At 70.4% G+C, this 16,882-nt stretch carries 14 protein-coding genes; 11 read left to right on the plus strand and 3 right to left on the minus strand.

The window, feature by feature from the left end; genetic code table 11:
• Positions 1-4: 4 nt before the first annotated feature.
• Positions 5-676, plus strand: a complete 672-nt coding sequence (locus DAERI_RS19850; RefSeq protein ID WP_235610484.1) for a nucleoside deaminase — start codon at positions 5-7, stop codon at positions 674-676.
• Positions 677-799: 123 nt separating this feature from the next.
• Complete coding sequence (locus tag DAERI_RS19855) at positions 800-1,492, plus strand: class I SAM-dependent methyltransferase (RefSeq protein WP_103131183.1); 693 nt, start codon at positions 800-802, stop codon at positions 1,490-1,492.
• A 149-nt stretch (positions 1,493-1,641) separates the two neighbouring features.
• Here DAERI_RS19855 and DAERI_RS19860 read toward each other — a convergent pair whose 3' ends face one another.
• Complete coding sequence (locus DAERI_RS19860; protein WP_235610480.1) at positions 1,642-2,208, minus strand: M23 family metallopeptidase; 567 nt, start codon at positions 2,206-2,208, stop codon at positions 1,642-1,644.
• A gap of 79 nt (positions 2,209-2,287) precedes the next feature.
• Here DAERI_RS19860 and DAERI_RS19865 point away from each other — a divergent pair, with 79 nt between their 5' ends.
• The 8 genes from DAERI_RS19865 to DAERI_RS19900 all read left to right on the plus strand — a co-directional run bounded on the left by DAERI_RS19865 (position 2,288) and on the right by DAERI_RS19900 (position 14,666).
• Positions 2,288-2,722, plus strand: coding sequence for an arsenate reductase ArsC (locus tag DAERI_RS19865; RefSeq protein WP_103131184.1), 435 nt, complete (start codon positions 2,288-2,290; stop codon positions 2,720-2,722).
• Between the two features lie 9 nt (positions 2,723-2,731).
• Positions 2,732-3,643 carry an RluA family pseudouridine synthase gene (locus DAERI_RS19870; protein ID WP_103131185.1) on the plus strand — a complete coding sequence of 304 codons (912 nt, stop codon included), beginning with the start codon at positions 2,732-2,734 and terminating at the stop codon, positions 3,641-3,643.
• A gap of 43 nt (positions 3,644-3,686) precedes the next feature.
• On the plus strand, positions 3,687-4,946 hold the full coding sequence (locus DAERI_RS19875; protein WP_235610481.1) for a M16 family metallopeptidase: 1,260 nt from the start codon (positions 3,687-3,689) through the stop codon (positions 4,944-4,946).
• The gene (locus DAERI_RS19880; RefSeq protein ID WP_103131186.1) at positions 4,943-6,175 is read left to right on the plus strand and encodes a M16 family metallopeptidase; all 1,233 of its coding nucleotides are present in this window, start codon (positions 4,943-4,945) and stop codon (positions 6,173-6,175) included. The genes DAERI_RS19875 and DAERI_RS19880 overlap by 4 nt, the downstream gene beginning before the upstream one ends.
• 204 nt (positions 6,176-6,379) lie before the next feature.
• Positions 6,380-8,014 (plus strand): carboxypeptidase-like regulatory domain-containing protein, encoded by a 1,635-nt coding sequence (locus tag DAERI_RS19885; protein ID WP_165794303.1) that lies wholly within the window; start codon positions 6,380-6,382, stop codon positions 8,012-8,014.
• Complete coding sequence (locus DAERI_RS19890; RefSeq protein WP_103131188.1) at positions 8,014-10,185, plus strand: S8 family peptidase; 2,172 nt, start codon at positions 8,014-8,016, stop codon at positions 10,183-10,185. Before DAERI_RS19885 ends, DAERI_RS19890 begins: the two co-directional genes overlap by 1 nt.
• A gap of 295 nt (positions 10,186-10,480) precedes the next feature.
• The gene (locus DAERI_RS19895; protein WP_103131189.1) at positions 10,481-12,520 is read left to right on the plus strand and encodes a carboxypeptidase regulatory-like domain-containing protein; all 2,040 of its coding nucleotides are present in this window, start codon (positions 10,481-10,483) and stop codon (positions 12,518-12,520) included.
• A 58-nt stretch (positions 12,521-12,578) separates the two neighbouring features.
• Positions 12,579-14,666: a S8 family serine peptidase gene (locus DAERI_RS19900; RefSeq protein WP_103131190.1), complete on the plus strand. Its 2,088-nt coding sequence runs from the start codon at positions 12,579-12,581 to the stop codon at positions 14,664-14,666.
• Positions 14,667-14,733: 67 nt separating this feature from the next.
• Here the strand turns inward: DAERI_RS19900 and cmk are convergent, their stop codons facing one another.
• Entirely contained in the window at positions 14,734-15,363 is a 630-nt protein-coding gene (cmk, locus tag DAERI_RS19905; RefSeq protein WP_103131191.1) for a (d)CMP kinase, read from the minus strand.
• 83 nt (positions 15,364-15,446) lie between these two features.
• Here cmk and DAERI_RS19910 point away from each other — a divergent pair, with 83 nt between their 5' ends.
• Entirely contained in the window at positions 15,447-16,247 is an 801-nt protein-coding gene (locus DAERI_RS19910; RefSeq protein ID WP_165794304.1) for a peptidylprolyl isomerase, read from the plus strand.
• 183 nt (positions 16,248-16,430) lie between these two features.
• Here the strand turns inward: DAERI_RS19910 and DAERI_RS19915 are convergent, their stop codons facing one another.
• Positions 16,431-16,874: a hypothetical protein gene (locus DAERI_RS19915; RefSeq protein WP_103131192.1), complete on the minus strand. Its 444-nt coding sequence runs from the start codon at positions 16,872-16,874 to the stop codon at positions 16,431-16,433.
• Positions 16,875-16,882 lie beyond the last annotated feature (8 nt).

Consider the following 16,882-nt stretch of genomic DNA (forward strand, 5'->3'; position numbering starts at 1 on the left):
GGAAGTGGGGAGGGGTGAGTGGGGAGCGGAAGGGGAACGAGTTCCACCCACCGCGGGCCACCGACTTCTGGCGGCTGGATGGCACGCTGCTCTCTCCGAAGCCTGGGAAGCCTACCGTCACGGGTCCTACCCCATCGGCGCCGCTGTAGTGGACGGGGAAGGGCAGGTGATCGCGCGGGGGCGCAACCGATTGGGGGAGCCCCGGGGTGTGGCGGGCGTGATTAGCGGGCATGAGTTGGCGCACGCGGAGATCAACGCGCTGCTCGACCTGCCCCATACGGAGCCCCCCGAGGTCCGCACCTGGACCCTGCTGACGACCGTGCAGCCCTGCCCGCAGTGCGCCGGGGCGGTTGCCATGAGCGGGCTGCGGGCGCTGGAGTACGCCGCCCCTGACCCCTGGGCGGGCTCGACCCACATCCTCACGCACGACCCCTACGTGTCGCGCAAGGGGATTCGGGTGGGCCAGGCGCCGGAAGCCGTGCAGCGGCTGGCACTCCGCCTCGCCCTCGTCGGCTTTCTGGGGGAGGGATACCACCCGGACAGTCCCTTCCTGAAGACCTTCACGGAGTACGTGGAGGACTGGGCGCACGCGGCGCGGCTTCATGAGGCGGGCACTCTTCGCACATTGCGGGACCGGGGCGCGGGCCTGGATGAGGTGCTGGAGGTTCTGGCGTGATGTCCATGCGGTATCGCAACCTCTCCCCGGCCCGTGAGCGCACCCGACCGCTCCCAACTCCGCCTCCCGCACGGTCATTTGACTGATGTGCGGCGTGTCCGGCCTGTGGCCCAATGAGGCGTCATGTCCTGGATTTTCGATGAACGCGCCCACGCGGGCCTGGAGCACCTCACCCCGGAGCACGTCGAGGCCTACGACGCCAAAGCGCAGGTGGAGCCCGCGCCCGATGTGCAGCTCCTCCAGCAGCTCGGGCTGTCCCACTCTCAGGTCCTGATCGACTTCGGCGCGGGCACCGGAGAGTTCGCGCTGTCCGCCGCGCGGGTGTGTGGGCGTGTGATCGCCGTGGACGTCTCACCGCTCATGCTGGACGTGCTGCGCCGCAAAGCGGAGGCGCGGGGCATCACGAACGTTGGGTGCGTTGAGGCGGGCTTCCTGACGTACCGGCACCCGGGTGAGCCGGTGGACTTCGTGTACTCGCGCAACGCATTACATCACCTGCCCGACTTCTGGAAGGTAGAGGCCCTGCGGCGCATTCACAGGCTGCTCAGGCCAGGTGGAGTGCTGCGTTTAAGGGATCTGGTGTATGGCTTCGGGCCTGAGGAGATGGACGAACGCATCGGCGCGTGGCTGCAAGCTGCACCGCTGACCGCCGCGCAAGGGTTCCCGAGGAGTGAGCTGGAAGCGCACGTGCGGGATGAATTCAGCACGTATACGTGGTTGCTGGAGGTGATGCTGGAGCGGGCGGGCTTCGTGGTGGTGGAATCGATGTGCAGCGCGTCGGGTATCTTCGCGGAGTACGTGTGCCGGAAACCCTGAACATCTATCAGGGACAGGGAGTGATGGTCTCAGCGTGGCGGAACGGGAGGATGGCGTCCCAGCGGTGCGAACGTCTGCTCACCGTGAGGGCTGGCGGCCTCTGGAGGGACAGGGGCAACGCGGACGGTGAAGTCTCCGTAACTCCGTATCTACTCCTGTCTGAGCAGCGGGTACGGATTGATCGCCCCGGTCGGGGTGTAGATGCCGTAGTGCAGGTGCGTGGGTGTCCCCCTCGCATTGCCGCTGTCCCCCACATAGCCCACGACCGTCCCGGCCTCGATCCATTCCCCTTCCTTGAGGTCGGCATACCGGTCGAGGTGCGCGTAGTAGTGCCGCTGCCCGCCGGGTCCCAGGACCATCACCGTGCGCCCGCCCAGCCGGTTCTCCCCGACATTCAGGACGAGGCCGCGCGTGGTGGCCCGGATCGGCGTGCCACGCGGTGCGAAGATGTCCACCCCCTCGTGGCGGCGGCCCCCGCTGCGCGCCCCACCCCAGGTGTCCGCGAACCGCTGGCCGGGCAGCGGGTTGGGCAAGCTCCCCGCCGCCGGAACCGGGGCCGAGAGCAGCGCCGCGTAGCGCCGGGCCTGCTCGATGGAGGGCCACAGCAGGGACAGGACGCCCGCCAGAAGCGCGAGGACGGCGGCGAGGGCCACGAGGCGGCGCAGGGGGCGGGGAGGTCGGCGCAGGCGCACCTCTCCAGGATGGGGCGCGGCCATGAGAGATGGGAGGCCACCCTGTCCAACTCCGTTCGGTGGCCCTCACCTCCCCGTGGGGCGCTGTGCCTATGCTGCCCCTGTGAAGCGCGTCCTGATCCTCTGCACCCACAACTCCGCCCGCAGCCAGATGGCCGAGGCGCTCTCCCGCGCGGCGGCACGGGACCTTGGCGTCGCGCTCGATGTCCACAGCGCGGGGACGGAGGCAACCTTCATCAAGGAGGGCGCGAAGACTGTCATGGCCGAGATCGGCCTGAGCCTGGACGGACACACCAGCAAGACGCTGTGGGACGTGCCCGAGCCCCGGAGCTTCGACTACGTGGTCACCGTTTGTGACGGTGCCGCCGAGCGTTGCCCGGTCTATCCCGGCCAGACCGTCCGGCTGCACTACCCGTTTCCCGATCCCTCTGGTGGGAGCCTGGAGGATTGGCGGGCCGTGCGCGACGGGATGAGGGAGCAGTTCGGGCAGTTCGTGGGGGCGCTGCGGGACGGGACGCCACCCCCCTCCACCCGCTAGCCTGGGGGCATGGCCCTCAATGGCGGCTACACCTACCGCGAGGAACTGGGAGGCCGGGCGCGGGGCCTGACCGTCCTCGCCTACCTGACGCGGCGGTATCCGCACTCGGACGAGTCGGAATGGCGCGCCCGACTGGACCGGGGCGAGGTCAGCCTGGACGGCGAGGTGGCGCGGGGCGGCGAGGAATTACGGCCCGGCCAGCACCTCGAATGGCGGCGCCCCCCCTGGCCCGAGGAGGAGGTGCCGCTGGGCTACGAACTCCTCTACCGGGACGCGGCGCTTCTGGCGGTGGGTAAGCCGAGTGGGCTCCCCACCCTGCCGGGCGGCGGATTCCTCGACCACACGCTGCTCAGCGTGGTTCGCCGCGACTTCCCGGGGGCCACCCCGCTGCACCGCCTGGGGCGCGGCACCTCCGGGCTGGTGCTGTTCGCGCGTACCGCCGAGGCCGCCTCCGTGCTGACGCGGGCGTGGCGTGACGGGGGGGTGCGGAAGGTCTACCGGGCGCTCGCGTCCGGCGTGGCGGAGCAGGAGTCGTACACCATCGCCACTCCCATCGGCCCCGTGCCGCACCCCCGGCTGGGCAGCGTGTTCGCGGCGAGTCCAGGGGGCAAACCCTCTTTAAGCCAGGCCCGGGTGCTGGAACGTCGCCCGGACCAGACCCTCTTCGAGGTGGATATCCCCACCGGGCGCCCGCACCAGATCCGCATTCACCTCGCCTCGGTGGGGCACCCGCTCGTGGGCGATCCGCTGTACGCGCCGGGCGGGGTGCCGAGGGCTGACCTCCCCGGATTGCCGGGCGACGGCGGCTACCTGCTCCACGCGGCGCGGTTGACCTTTCCGCACCCGCTGAGCGGCGAAACCCTGACCCTGCACGCCCCGCCCCCACCACAGTTGCTCACGGCGGACGAGCCTTCCCCGTGACCTGGCTCCCGGTGTTGTCCCGGGGCGGCGCTACAATCCCCCGGTGACGATTGTGGCCGCGCCCCGGGCGCACGTGTGGACCCTGGAGGGGGGCCTGACCCTGGCGTTCGAGCGCCGCCCGGGGCCGGGCTTCGCGTTCGACCTGCGCGTGCCGGTGGGCAGCGCCCACGATCCCGTGGGCCGGGAGGGCTCGGCGGGCGTGCTGGAGGAGTGGCTCTACAAGGGCGCCGGGGGCCGGGACGCGCGGGGCTTTCAGGACGCGCTCGACGACCTGGGCCTGCGCCGGAGCGGGGGCGTCGGCCCCGAGGCGACCCGCTTTGGCGTGAGCGGGCTGGGAGCGGACCTCCCCGCCGCCCTGGGGCTGGTCGCCGACCTGCTGCGGCGCCCGGCCCTCCCGCCGGGGGAACTGCCCGTCCTGACCGACCTCGCCCGGCAGGACCTGGAGGGGCTGGAGGACAGCCCGCCCGACCTCCTCGCGGTGGAGGCGCGGCGGCTCGCCTTTCCCCGGCCCCCGGTCTCCCCCTTCGCGGGCTACGCGCACCCGGCGAGCGGCACGCCGGAGGGGCTCTCACGCCTCACCGTGGAGAATCTCCACACCTTTTTTACCCGTTACGGCACCCGGGGAAGTGTCCTCGGCGTGGTGGCCGACGCCGAGCCCGGGGAGGTGCGCTCGCTGGTCGAGCGGGCTTTTGCCGGGTGGGGGCCGGGCGAGGCCGGGGAGGTGCCCGCCGATTTCCGGCCCGGCCTGCGCGCCCACGTCCCGCACGGGGAGGCCGAGCAGACGCACCTGAGCGTGACGGCGCCGGGGGTCTCGCCGGGCAGCCCCGACTGGCTGGCCTGGCAGGTCGCCCTGACCGCGCTCTCGGGGGGCAGCGCGAGCCGCCTCTTCCACGCGGTGCGCGAGGAGCGGGGGCTGGCCTACAGCGTCAGCGCGTCGCCCGTCCTGCTGGGGGGGCGGGGCTTCCTGTCGGCCTACGCGGGCAGCACGCCCGAGCGGGCACCCGAGACCCTGGAGGTCCTGCTCGCCGAACTCGCCCGGTTGCCGCGGGGCCTGACGGACGCCGAGTTCGGGCGCGCCCGGGCAGGTCTGGCCGCCAGCGTCGTGTTCGGCGCCGAAAGCCTGCGCGCCCGCGCGGGGGGCCTGACCCGTGACCTCGCCGTGTTCGGGCGGGTCCGTCCGGTGGCGGAGCTGCGCGCCAGCCTGGCGGCCCTCACCCTGGACCGGGTGAATGCCTTCCTGGCCGGGTACGATCCCGCCCCGGCGGCGACCGTCGTGACCCTCGGTCCCGGGGAGGCCGCGTGACGCCCCCTACCCTGACACGCACCCTCCCGAACGGCCTGACCCTCCTCCTCGAACCGGACCCCGGGGCGCAGACCGTCGCCGCCGGGTACTTCGTGGCGACCGGGGCCCGCGACGAGCGCCGGGAGGAGATGGGCGCCTCGCACTTCCTGGAGCATCTGCTGTTCAAGGGCTCCGAGCGGGTCAGCGCCGCCGAGCTGAACGAGCGGCTGGACGAACTCGGGGGCCAGGCGAACGCCTTTACCGGCGACGAGGCGACCGTCTACCACGCCGCGACCCTGCCCGAGTGCGCGCCCGAACTGCTGGACACCCTGACCGAACTCATGCGCCCGGCCCTGCGCCCCGCCGACATCGAGCCCGAGCGCGGGGTGATCCTGGAGGAGATCGCCATGTACGCCGAGCAGCCCGCCGTGCGCGTGGCCGACGAGCTGCGGGCCGACTACTGGGGCGGGCACCCGCTGGGGCACTCGGTCCTGGGCACGCCGGAGACGGTGCGGGCGCTGACCCGGGAGGCGCTGGCGCGCCACCACCGCGAGCGCTACGGGGCGGACCGGGTGACCCTGGCGGTCGTCGGCGCCTTCGACCCGGAGCGGGTCCTCACCTGGGCGCGGGAGGAGTTGCGGGGCTGGCCCGCCGGAGGGCCGATGGCTCCTGCTGATCCGGCGCCCACCCCGCCCGGCACCGTCCGCACCGTTCAGGACGACCGCCTGGCCCGGGTGCAGGTCGCGCTCGCGCTGCCCGGCCTGCCCGCCCGCCACCCGCTGCGCGAGGCCGCCGTGGTGCTGGCCGAACTCATCGGCGGCGAGAACGGCCTGCTGTACTGGGCGCTGCTGGACACCGGGCTGGCCGACTCCGCCGATCTCGCCCACCTGGAATTCCGCGACGCGGGCACCTTCGAGGGCGGCTTTTCCTGCGACCCCGAGCGGGCGCAGACGGTGCTGGACGCCTACCGGGCCGTGCTGGCGGGTGCCCCGGACGCTGTGACCCCGGCGACCGTCCGCCGCGCCGCGCGCAAGCTGGCGGTGAGCACCCTGCTCCGTGCGGAGACGCCGCAGGGCCGCCTCTTCGCGCTGGGCATGGAACACCTCGCGCTGGGGCGGCCCCTCTCCACCGCCGAACTGGTGGACCGCGCCGCCCGCGTGACGCCGGGGGACGTGCGGGCCGTCCTCGAACTGTGCCCCCTCACGCGGCCCACGGTCGTCGCGCTGGGGCCGGTGGCGGGACTCCACTAATCCTGATTGGGACAAGAAAGAGGCGGCCCACTCACAAGAAAACCCTCATGAGACGGTGAGGAAATCTTGCACCCGGTAAAGGGGGCAGATATGATTTCTGCTACCGGACAAAAGGCTCAGGCTTGCGGAGCCGACCATACTTCCTATTCCAGTGTTACGGCCGGGCCGTGGTGCTGGCGGTTATCCGGCGTTCAAGGAGTCCACATGAAACCACATCGGAGTTTGCCCCTCGCCCTGCTGACCGGTCTGCTGCTCTCTGCCTGTGGTGGCGGCGGTGACGGCGGCGGCGGAACCAACCCGCCCCCCACGGATACCAGCGTGATCGGCACGGGCAGCAGCAGCGTGGCCGGTTACCTCTCCGACTCCCAGGCAGGGCCGGTCGTGGCGGGCAGCACCGTGACCGTCGAGAACGAGGGCGGCAGCGTGATTGCCAACGGCGCGACCGACGCGAATGGCCGGTTCACCCTCAAGCTCGATCCCGGCGTGTACAACGTCAACTTCAAGAAGGACGGCTACGCGGCCTCCCGCATCGAGGGCCTGCGGGTGACGAGCGGCACGAACGCCCCGCTGAACGCCATCGAGCGCGTGGCCTTTGCAACCACGCTGCCCGCCACCGCGCCCAAGATTCTGAACGTGAAGTACCTGGAGGGGACGGGCGCCAAGGACTTCAGCAACGACCCGGCAAAGGCCGCCAGCTTCAACGCGAGCGCGGGCGTGCCGGTGCGGGTGACGGTCTCGACCGCGCCCGACGCGGAGAACAAGCAGACCGGCATCAACAGCCCCAACCTCATCTATGTGGGGGTGGGCGGGGTGCCGGGAAGCGGCGCGTTCGGCGCCCGGGCCCTGTTCAACGTCGACCCCAAGTACACGACCGTCACGACCGATCCCCTCACCCTCGCGGGCAGCAGCCTGCGCGGGGTGCGCGGCGCGACCGAGCTGTACGTCGTGGTGTACGACAGCAACGAGAACCGCACCGAGCGCCGCATTCCCATCGTCATCAACGATGACAAGCCGAACGACAATGCCCTGACGAGCATTCAGGACCCCAAGGCGCTGGCCGTGACCCTCTCGCAGAAGGTGGGGTACTACAGCCCCATCCGGCCCACCGGGGCGCCCACCGAGCAGAGCAGCCTGTGGGTGGACCTGAGCTGGAACGCCGCGAGTGGGGTGGCGGGAACGCCGCTGGGCGTGCGCGTCTGGACGAGTGACGACGGCAGCACCTTCCGGCTGCTCAAGACGGTGGCGGGCAATGCCAAGACCCTCCGGGACGGCCGCGGCAGCCTGGAGGTCGGCAAGAAGGTCTACTACCAGTTCGAGGTGTTCAACAGCACCCAGAGTGTCCGCAGCGACGTGGTGAGCACCACCCCGCTCGACAGCTTCACCCTGAGCGACCTGACGCCCGCCGACGGCAGCAAGGACGTGTCGCGCACGCCCACGATCTCCTGGAACGTGTCCAAGAAGGTCGGCGACGAGCGCCAGTTCTACGTGATGGTGAACGACTACCCGCAGCAGAGCGCCAACTGCTTCTGGGGGAACGTGCTGTGCAGCGGTGACAAGAAGGACAACCTCTTCAGTGACGACGGCAGCTCGGCCGCCTTGAAGAACAGCGGCAACACCTACTCGGTGGGGTTCAACGCCAACGGGAAGGCGCTGCTTCCCAAGCTCGAAAGCCGCCACGGCTACACCCTGGACGTGTCGGCGGCGGCCTTCAGCGAGAGCGGCGACGCCGTGAGCATCGCGCACGACTACTACTCGATCTTCTACTCGCTGGACACCTGCAACTTCGGCGGCCCGGTCTGCGAGGGTCAGGTCAGCAACTTCACCACGGGAGACAACTGATGAATAAGCGCCTCACCCTCGTCAGCCTGAGTGCGGGTCTGCTGCTCGCGGCCTGCGGCACCGCGCCCCGCACCGACGCGACCAGCGGCCCGTCCCCCGACACCGCGGCCTCCCTCCGCCAGGAACTGGGCAGCAAGGCCCGGCTCAGCGCCGTCCTGGGCCAGACCCTGCCGGACGCGGCTGCCCTCGCCAAGACCGGCAATGAGGGCGACACCACCCAGGAACTCGTGGTCGGCTACGGGGACCGCGCCTTCGTGGACCGCCTCGCCGCCCACCTGGGGGCGCAGGTCCGGGACGACCTCCCCCAGCTCCGGCTGGCCCTGCTCGTGCTGCCCGAGAACCTCAGCGTGAAGCGCGCGGCGGCGGTGCTGATGAGCCGCCCGGTGAGCGGCCTGCGCTACGCCGAGGCCAACGGCCACGCGGGCGAGCTGCCCAAGGTGATCCGGGGCGGAAGTCTGAGCAGCCAGAGCCTCACGCCCCAGGCCGACAGCGACCCCCTGAGCGTCAAGCAGTGGTGGATCAGGCAGATCCAGGCCGATCAGGTGCGCGGCATCTCGACCGGCGCGGGCGTGATCGTCGGCGTGATCGACGACGACTTCGACCGCCTGCACGAGGACCTCAAGGCCCCCGGCAAGATCGTGACGGGCTACGACACGAGCAACGGCAAGGAACTCACGCCCGACATGCCCCTGACCAGCGGGGATCACGGCAGCGGCTCGGCGGGCACCATTGCCGAGCGCCTCGGCAACGGGGTGGGCGGCGCGGGCGTTGCACCCGACGCGATCCTGATGCCCATCCGCATCTTCACCGAGAAGGGCTACACCACCGACTTCGGCGTCGCCAAGGGCTTCGTGTACGCCGTGGACCACGGGGCACGGGTGCTGAACAACTCCTGGGGCGGCGGCGGCTACACCCAGGTGATCAAGGACGCGGTGGACTACGCCCTGAGCAAGAAGGTGGTGGTCGTCGGCTCGGCGGGCAACGACCACGCGAACCAGTTCAACGGCCCGGGCTCGTTCACCGGAGTGATCAATGTCGGCGCGAGCGCGGGCGACGACATGAAGGCCGACTTCAGCAACCTGGGGCCGCAGGTCGACCTCTACGCGCCCGGTGAAAACGGCCTGACGACCTACATCGACGAGACCCTGACGACCCCCCGCGAGTCGCGCTACGGCCTCTTCAGCGGTACCAGCATGGCGGCCCCGGTCGTGTCGGGCGCGGCGGCGCTGCTGCTGCAACTGAACAAGGACCTCACCCCCTACCAGATCAAGGAACTGCTCGCCCGCACCGGCGACCCCATGAAGGACCCGCGCACCCAGGGCTTCAACCGGGTGAACGTCAAGTCGGCGCTGGCGGCCCTCCAGGCCGGGCAGATTCCGGCGGACGGCGGCGCGGTGGAGGTGCAGGTCGTCGACATCTCCGAGGGCTCGCCCATCTCGGGCACGGACGTGATCCTCACGCCCCTGGACGGGCAGAACAAGGGCCTGAACTACTTCGGGCGCACGGGCAACGGCCAACTGGAGGACACGGTCAACCAGGGCAAGGACCCCAAGGCGCGGGTTCAGTTCTCCGGCGTGGCCCGCTTCTTCGGCGTCGAGCCGGGCCGCTACCGCGTGAGCGTGGCCGGACCCAGCGTGAACGAGTGGGGCGGCACCCGCGACAGCATCCTGGGCGAGATCACCGTGGCGTCCGGCGGGAAGCCCCTGAGCCTCAACTACGCCCACCAGGTGGACTTCTACGAGTACAGCGTCGTGAACAAGACGCTCCAGCGCAACAACAGCCAGGCGACCGCGACTGACCTCACGGGCATCCCGACGGCGGCCTTTGCGGACGGCCTGCTCTTCGGCGGCGCCTTCGACAGCGAGAACTTCGTGTACGCCGACCCAGTTACGGGACCCGACGTGGACTACCTGAAGTTCACCGTCGGTGCCGGGCAGACGCTGACGGTGGAGGGCTACGCGGCCCTGCTGGGGTCGAAGGCCAACGTGAAGGTGGACCTCCTGAACGCCAGCGGCGCGGTCGTGGCGGCGGGCAAGGCGGTCGCGGGCGCGGTGGACAGCCTCGCCAGCTTCAAGGCGCCCACCGCCGGGGTCTACACCGTCCGCTTCACCAACACGACGCCGAACGAGGGGCTGGGGGCGTTCTACACCAGCGTCGTGACGATCAAGTAATTCAGGGAGCGAGTGAGTGGGGCGGGGGCCGCGGCTTCCGCCCCCTCGCCTGGGTTCGGGAACCCCCCAGTGGGTCCCGGGTGATCCCCCACCGTCCTGCCAGCTGAAAGAAAACTCCGCGGGCCATGAGGATTTCCTAATGAGGAGGTGGGGAATTCTTGCGCTCCGTAAAGGTGACCGATATGATGCCCCTGACCGGAAAAGCGTCCAAGACGGCTTGGGCCACTGCTCTCTCCCTCTCAGCGTCACGGGTTCGCCGTGAGGCTGGCTGTCATCCGGTATCCAAGGAGCCCTCATGAAACCACACCGCACCCTGCCCCTCGCGCTGCTTACCGGCCTGCTGCTGTCCGCCTGTGGCGGAGGCGGCACCCCCGACGGCACCAAGCCCACCATCTCCCTGGACGCCACGCTGAACCTCGCCTCCCGGACAGTGGCGCTCAAGGCCGACGCCAAGGATGACGTGGGCGTGACGAAGGTGACCTTCTACCGGGGCACTGCCGTGATCAAGGAGGACACCGAGGCGCCCTACGACGCGACGGCGACCCTCGCCTCCGGGGACAGCGGCCCGGTCACCTTCCGGGCGGTGGCGACTGACGCGGCCGGGAACACGGCTGAGGCCACCGACACGGTGAACGTCCCCACGGGCACGGGCTCCATCCAGGGCACCGTCGTGGACCAGAACATCGGGGCGCCGGTGGCGGGGAGCACGGTCACCCTTTTCCAGAACGGGACCGAGCTGGGCAGCGTGACGACCGGGGCGGACGGCTCCTTCACCGTGCCTGGCCTCGCGGCGGGCACCTATGACCTCAAGGCCCGCAAGGCGGGGATGGCGGGCAGCGACGTGTACGGGCTCGTGGTGGGCGCGAATGCCACGTCCGTCAAGCTCGTGCAGCGCCCGGCTTTCGAGACCTCGGCGACGACCGACCCGGCCAAGCTGATCCTGACCCGCGCGGACGGCACCACCCCGCTGGCGGGCGCCACCTTCACGAACGGGGTGGACTTCCGCATCCGGTCGGCCGAGGACTCCAACCACGTGGGGCCGGTGCGAATCGTGTACGCGCAGCTCGGGCGCACGCCGGGCTCGGCAGTGGTGACGGCCTCGGCGACGGCGAACAACTGGAACTTCTCGCCGAAGCAGGATGAGCCGAGAAAGGTGGACTCGGGCGCGGTGACCCTGCCCAACGACGCCTCGCCCAACTTCATCGCGGGCTTCGGCAGCGCGGCGGGCGAGACGGTCTACCTCGAAGTCCTCGCGGTGGACTACAACTACAACTACGCGCGCTACATCGTGCCCATCAAGCTCATCAACACGAACGGCGCGGCGGCGAACACGGTGGAGGCGCCGACCCTGGCGACGGCCACCGCCTTTACCCTCAAGCAGGAGGGCTCGTGGACCACGCCGTACCAGGCGCCCGGCAGCCAGGCGGGCACGCCCGTCGCGGACGCGGCCCCCAACGGCTCGGGGGTGTTCGTGGAGGTGCGCTGGTGCTACACGAACACGGCAGGGGCGGCCAAACCCTTCGCCTTCGACATCGAGCGCTCGGAGGACGGCACGACCTTCACCAAGGTGGGCACGGTGGGCGGGGGCGCGAACGCCGACTGCTCGGCCACCAACCAGGCCGCCCGGCCCTTCAACTTCCGCGACACGAGCGCCGCGCTGACGGTCGGCAAGACCTTTACCTACCGGGTGATCGCGCGCGGGGCGAATGCGGCGGCGAGCAACACGACCAAGACCACGCCGCTGGCCCAGTTCACCCCGCAGTTTGTGGCCCCCGCCGATGAGACGACCGGCGTGTCGCTGACCCCCACCCTGGTCTGGAGCGGCAACCAGATCGCCATCGGGGCGGACGGGGCGGGCTACAACCTGCGCCTGCGCGACCTGTACAGCCTGAGCGGCTACAACCTGCCCGGCGCCTCCGCCAACGCCCTGATCCGGGTGGAGGAGGGCACGGGCGACGCGGGCAACAAGGTCCCGGCGGGTCAGGCCCTGGTGTTCCTGTCGTCGGGCGCGGTCCTGACCAAGCCTGCCAGCGCCGGGCTCGTCCTGACCGACACGGCGGGGGTCTACGCGGCGGCCAAGCCAAATTTCGCCCCGGTGGACACAGCGGCGCACACCGTCAGCCTGCCCCTCAACCTGCTGACAGGCGCCTCGCTTCAGCCGCTACGGCCCTACAAGTGGGAGCTGTACTCGGGCTTCGCGTACAAGTACGCGCCGACCGAGGGGGGCCGCGTCTCGGCCTACTCGGTCTACACCTGGCCTGACAGCACGGTGGCGCCCATCTTCCAGACGCGCCCCGTGAACATCAACTGGGACTTCATCACCGCCGCCCAGTAGGCGGCCCCCCGTCCGTCCCCTTCCCGCCCCCTTTTCCTGCGTCCCGAGAGGATTTCCGATGCCCAAACACTTTGCCAAGCCCCTGGGCGTGTTCGCCCTGACCGCCCTGCTCGCGGCCTGCGGCCAGCAGCGGCCCAGCAGCGTGGTCCCCGTCGCCGCCCAGCCGAGCGGTCCCGTCGCCCAGAGCGGCAAGCTGAAGTACATGCAGCACGAGCTGGTCCTCGGCTACCACGATCAGGCCAGCCTGAACCGCGCCGTGGGTATCCTTGGCGGTCAGGTCATCGCCACCATCCCCGAGATCAAGGCCGCGCTCGTCCGGGTGGACGGGGACGCCCTGAAGCTCACGCCCCGCGCCATGCGGATGGAGGGCCTGCGCTACGCCCTGCCCAACGCCGTGGTGACGGGTGAGGACCCCGCGCCCCTGAGCCCGGCAGGCCTCTCGCCCCAAGCGAACTCGGCTGACCAGTTCTTCGACGAACTGCCCCAGTACGCCCTGGACCCCCGCCACCTGAACGCCAAGGCTGCCTGGGACGCGGGCTTGACCGGCAGGGGCGTGCTCGTCGCCGTGCTCGACGATCCGGGCGACGTGTCGCACCCCGACCTCGCGCCCAACTGGGCGGGCAAGGCGTACAACCCGTTCCTGAACAAGGTCTACACGGACGCCAAGGAATGGGTCGACGCCTCCAAGAGCAACTTCGCCTCGCACGGCACCTTCGTGGCGTCGAGCATCGTGGCTGCCGACGACGGCAAGGGCATCGTGGGCGTGGCGCCCGGGGCCAAGTTCATGCCGGTCGTGATCAACCCCGCCGCGAAGACCGAGAACGAGTTCTACTCCTCCTTCTACATCGCGGCGGGCGCCGTGTGGGCCACCAACAACGGCGCGCGGGTGCTGAACAACTCCTGGGGCGGCGGCACGTCCTTCGGGGCGGTCAAGGACGCCTTCGACTACGCCATGAGCAACGGCACCGCCGTGGTCGCCTCCATGGGCAACTCCTACCACGACGAGTTCCAGTACCCGGCGGCGCTGCCCGGCGTGATCGCCTCGGGCGCGCTCGACGGCAGCAACCGCAAGGTCACCTTCTCGACCACCGGGCGCCACATCTCCTCCTCGGCCCCCGGCCAGGACACCATGCTCGCCAACCCGACCTGGATGGGCGGCGGGCACAGGCTGATCTCGGGCACCTCCTTCTCGTCGCCGTACACGGCGGGCGTCGCCGCGCTGGTGTACGGGAAGTGCCCCGCCGCCACCCCCTACCAGGTGCGCCGCGTGCTGGAGATGACCGCCAACGGCTCCATCGGCTCGAACCCGGGCGGTTTCGACCGCGACACGGGCTGGGGGGCGCTGAACGCGGGCAACGTCGCCAAGATGCTGACCTCGTGCGACGCCCTGCCCGCCAAGGGCGCGAACGTGCAGGTCAACGTGTCGTACGTGAATGGCAGCGGCACCCAGCCGGGCATCCTGGCCGACGTGATGCTGCGCGGCCAGGGCTTCCGCGCCGGGGCGACCGACGATCCCACCCCGCTGTACCTGAGCACCACCGACGCCGACGGCAACGCGAACTTCGCGGAGATCGCGCCCGGCACCTACGACGTGTACGTGGCGGGCGCCGATCTGGGCCTGACGGGCGGGGTCACCGAGGACCGCGGCACCTTTGTCGGCACCCTGACCGCCACCAGCGGCTCGACCTACTACAGCCCCGACCACAAGCGCGTGCTCCTGAACGCCGCCTTCCTCGACCTCAACCCGGTCGACCCCTACGAGCCCAACGACAGCCCCGCCGACGCGAAGCCCATCGCGTACGGCGAGACGACCCAGACGGCCTACATCTACGGGCAGCCGCAGGACTTCGACTTCTTCAAGTTCACGGCGGCCGCGGGCGATCAGATCAAGGCCGACGTGCTCGCGGCGGGGCAACTCGGCGGCGCGCTCGACTCGTTCCTGTACCTGATCGGCCCGGACGGCAAGGTGCTGGCGCAGAACGACGACCGGGGCACCCCCCGCATCGACTCGGACTCCGAGATCACCTACACGGTGCCTGCCGCCGGGACCTACTACCTGGCGGTGACGAGCTACACCATCTCGGAGGGTGGGGACGACAACAACCCCTTCAACAAGTACCAACTGAAGCTGAACAAGACCAACTGAGCCCCAATAGAACGGAGCCCCGCCGAGGTCAATTCGGCGGGGCTCCGCTTTGGAGTCCTGCTCCTGGCTACGCCGTCCGCGCCGGTAACCCCGCCAGCACCGCCCCGATCACGCCCTCCAGCGAGAGGGCACTCGTGTCGATGATCCGGGCATCTGGGGCGGGGGCGCTCTGCCCGGCGTCGCGGCGGTCGCGCTCGACGAGGGCGGCCTCGATGGCGGGCACGTCCTCCAATCTCTCCCGGGCGCGGCGCTCGGCGCGCACGCGGGGGCTGGCCGTCAGGTAGAACTTGGCGTCCGCGTGGGGGAAGACGTTCGTGCCCATGTCCCGCCCCTCGGCCACGAAGGGGTCGGGGAGCAGGCGAAGCTGGGCGTTCACCCACTCGCGCACCGGGGGCAGCCGGGCGACGGCGCTCACGCCCGCGTCCACCCGCGAGGAATGGAGGTCGTCCGTCAGGTCCCGCCCCCCCAGCCACACCCGGTTGCCCCCCGCCAGGGGTTCGAGCCGCAGCGGGTTCGCCTCCAGGTGGGCGAGGAGGGCCGGGGCGCCTTCCAGGCTCAGCCCGGCCTCCAGGGCGAGCAGGGTGGCGGCGCGGTACAGCAGCCCGCTGCTGACAAAGGGCACGCCCAGCGCCCGCGCGACGCCCGACGCGACGCTCGACTTTCCGCTGGCGGCCACGCCGTCTATCGTCACGATCACCCGCCCAGTGTAGGAGATGGGCCGGGAGAGATGCCCCTCTTGAGGCGGAAGTGTCCCTCACCCGGTCCCGCTAGACTGCCCCCGTGACCAAGCCCGCCCCCCTCCTCCTGACCGCCCTCCTCGCCCTGACCGCCTGCCAGAAAAAGGCCGACGCCAACGCCCAGACGAACACCGACCCGGCCGCGACCGACACCAGCAAGACCGAGACGCAGACGGACGCTGCCAAGACGGACAGCAGCAGTACCGGCGCGAGCAAGCCCGCGACCGTCACCACCCCCGGCCCCATCCCCTCGGGCTACACCCAGGTGCCCTTCCTGACCGACCAGCCGGTGCGCGAGTTCAAGTCCGAACCCGCCCTGAACCTTCAGGACGGCAAGGACTACTACGCGCTGATCGACACCGACAAGGGCCAGATTCTCGCCGACCTGTACGAGCAGGAAACCCCGGTGACGGTGAACAACTTCGTGTTCCTCGCGCGCAACCACTTCTTCGACGGCATCCGCTTCCACCGCGTCATCCAGGACTTCATGGCGCAGACGGGTGACCCCAAGAGCGTGGACGACAGCAAGAAGGACGAGTGGGGCACGGGCGGCCCCGGGTACAGCTTCGCCGACGAGTTCCGCACGCAGCTCACCTTCAACAGCTCCGGCATCCTGGCGATGGCGAACAGCGGCCCGGCGACGAACGGCTCCCAGTTCTTCATCACCTTTGCGCCCACCGACTTCCTGAACGGCAAGCACACCATCTTCGGCAAGGTCGTGAGCGGGGACGACGTGATGGGCAAGCTGACCCGCACCGCCGACACCAGCGGCGGCCAGGAGGCGCCCATCGCGGGTGCGGTGCCCGACAAGATCCTGACCGTGCGGATTCTGACGAAGGGCTGAGCAAAAAGCGGGCGAGGCGCCGGGAAGGCTTCGTCCCCCGGCGCCTCGCGTTGTTTAGAGCATTTGACAAAAGAAAAGTTGTCATCCTGAGCGCAGCGAAGGGTCTAGACACGGGGTCCGGGGAGGCTTCGCGGAATTTACCCTTGAGCGGAGCGAGGGGCTCGGCGTGGCGGGGTTCTTCCGTCAAATGCCCTGGCGCAGGGCCTGCCGCAGTCCCTCCGGGTCGTCCGTGCCGATCAGGATGCGCCGACCGTCGCCCAGCCCGATCACCAGGGCGTCGCCTCCCGCGATGCGGTACAGCCAGCTGTCCGGGAGCAGGCGAATCCCGATGCCCGCGAGGGGTCCGACCGGCATCTCACCGAGAACGACCATCCCGGCGCGGGGAAAGCGGGCGCGGCCGAGGCCCAGGCCGAACCCCAGCCGCAACTCCTCCTCCGTCACTTCCACCGTCAGGCGGCCCAGGAACGCGACGACCAGGCCGAAGACCCCGAGCGGCAGGATGAGCGCGGCATTCGCCCCGTTGGCCTCGCCCGTCCCCATCAGCAGGAGCAGGGTGGCGCTGAAAAAGGCCGCGTGGAACCAGGCGAGGCCGGGTTGCGACTGGGTGTGGCGGTAGATGGGGGACACGGCGGCAC

Origin of the sequence: Deinococcus aerius, assembly GCF_002897375.1 — a bacterium.
Classification (GTDB): Bacteria; Deinococcota; Deinococci; order Deinococcales; family Deinococcaceae; genus Deinococcus; species Deinococcus aerius.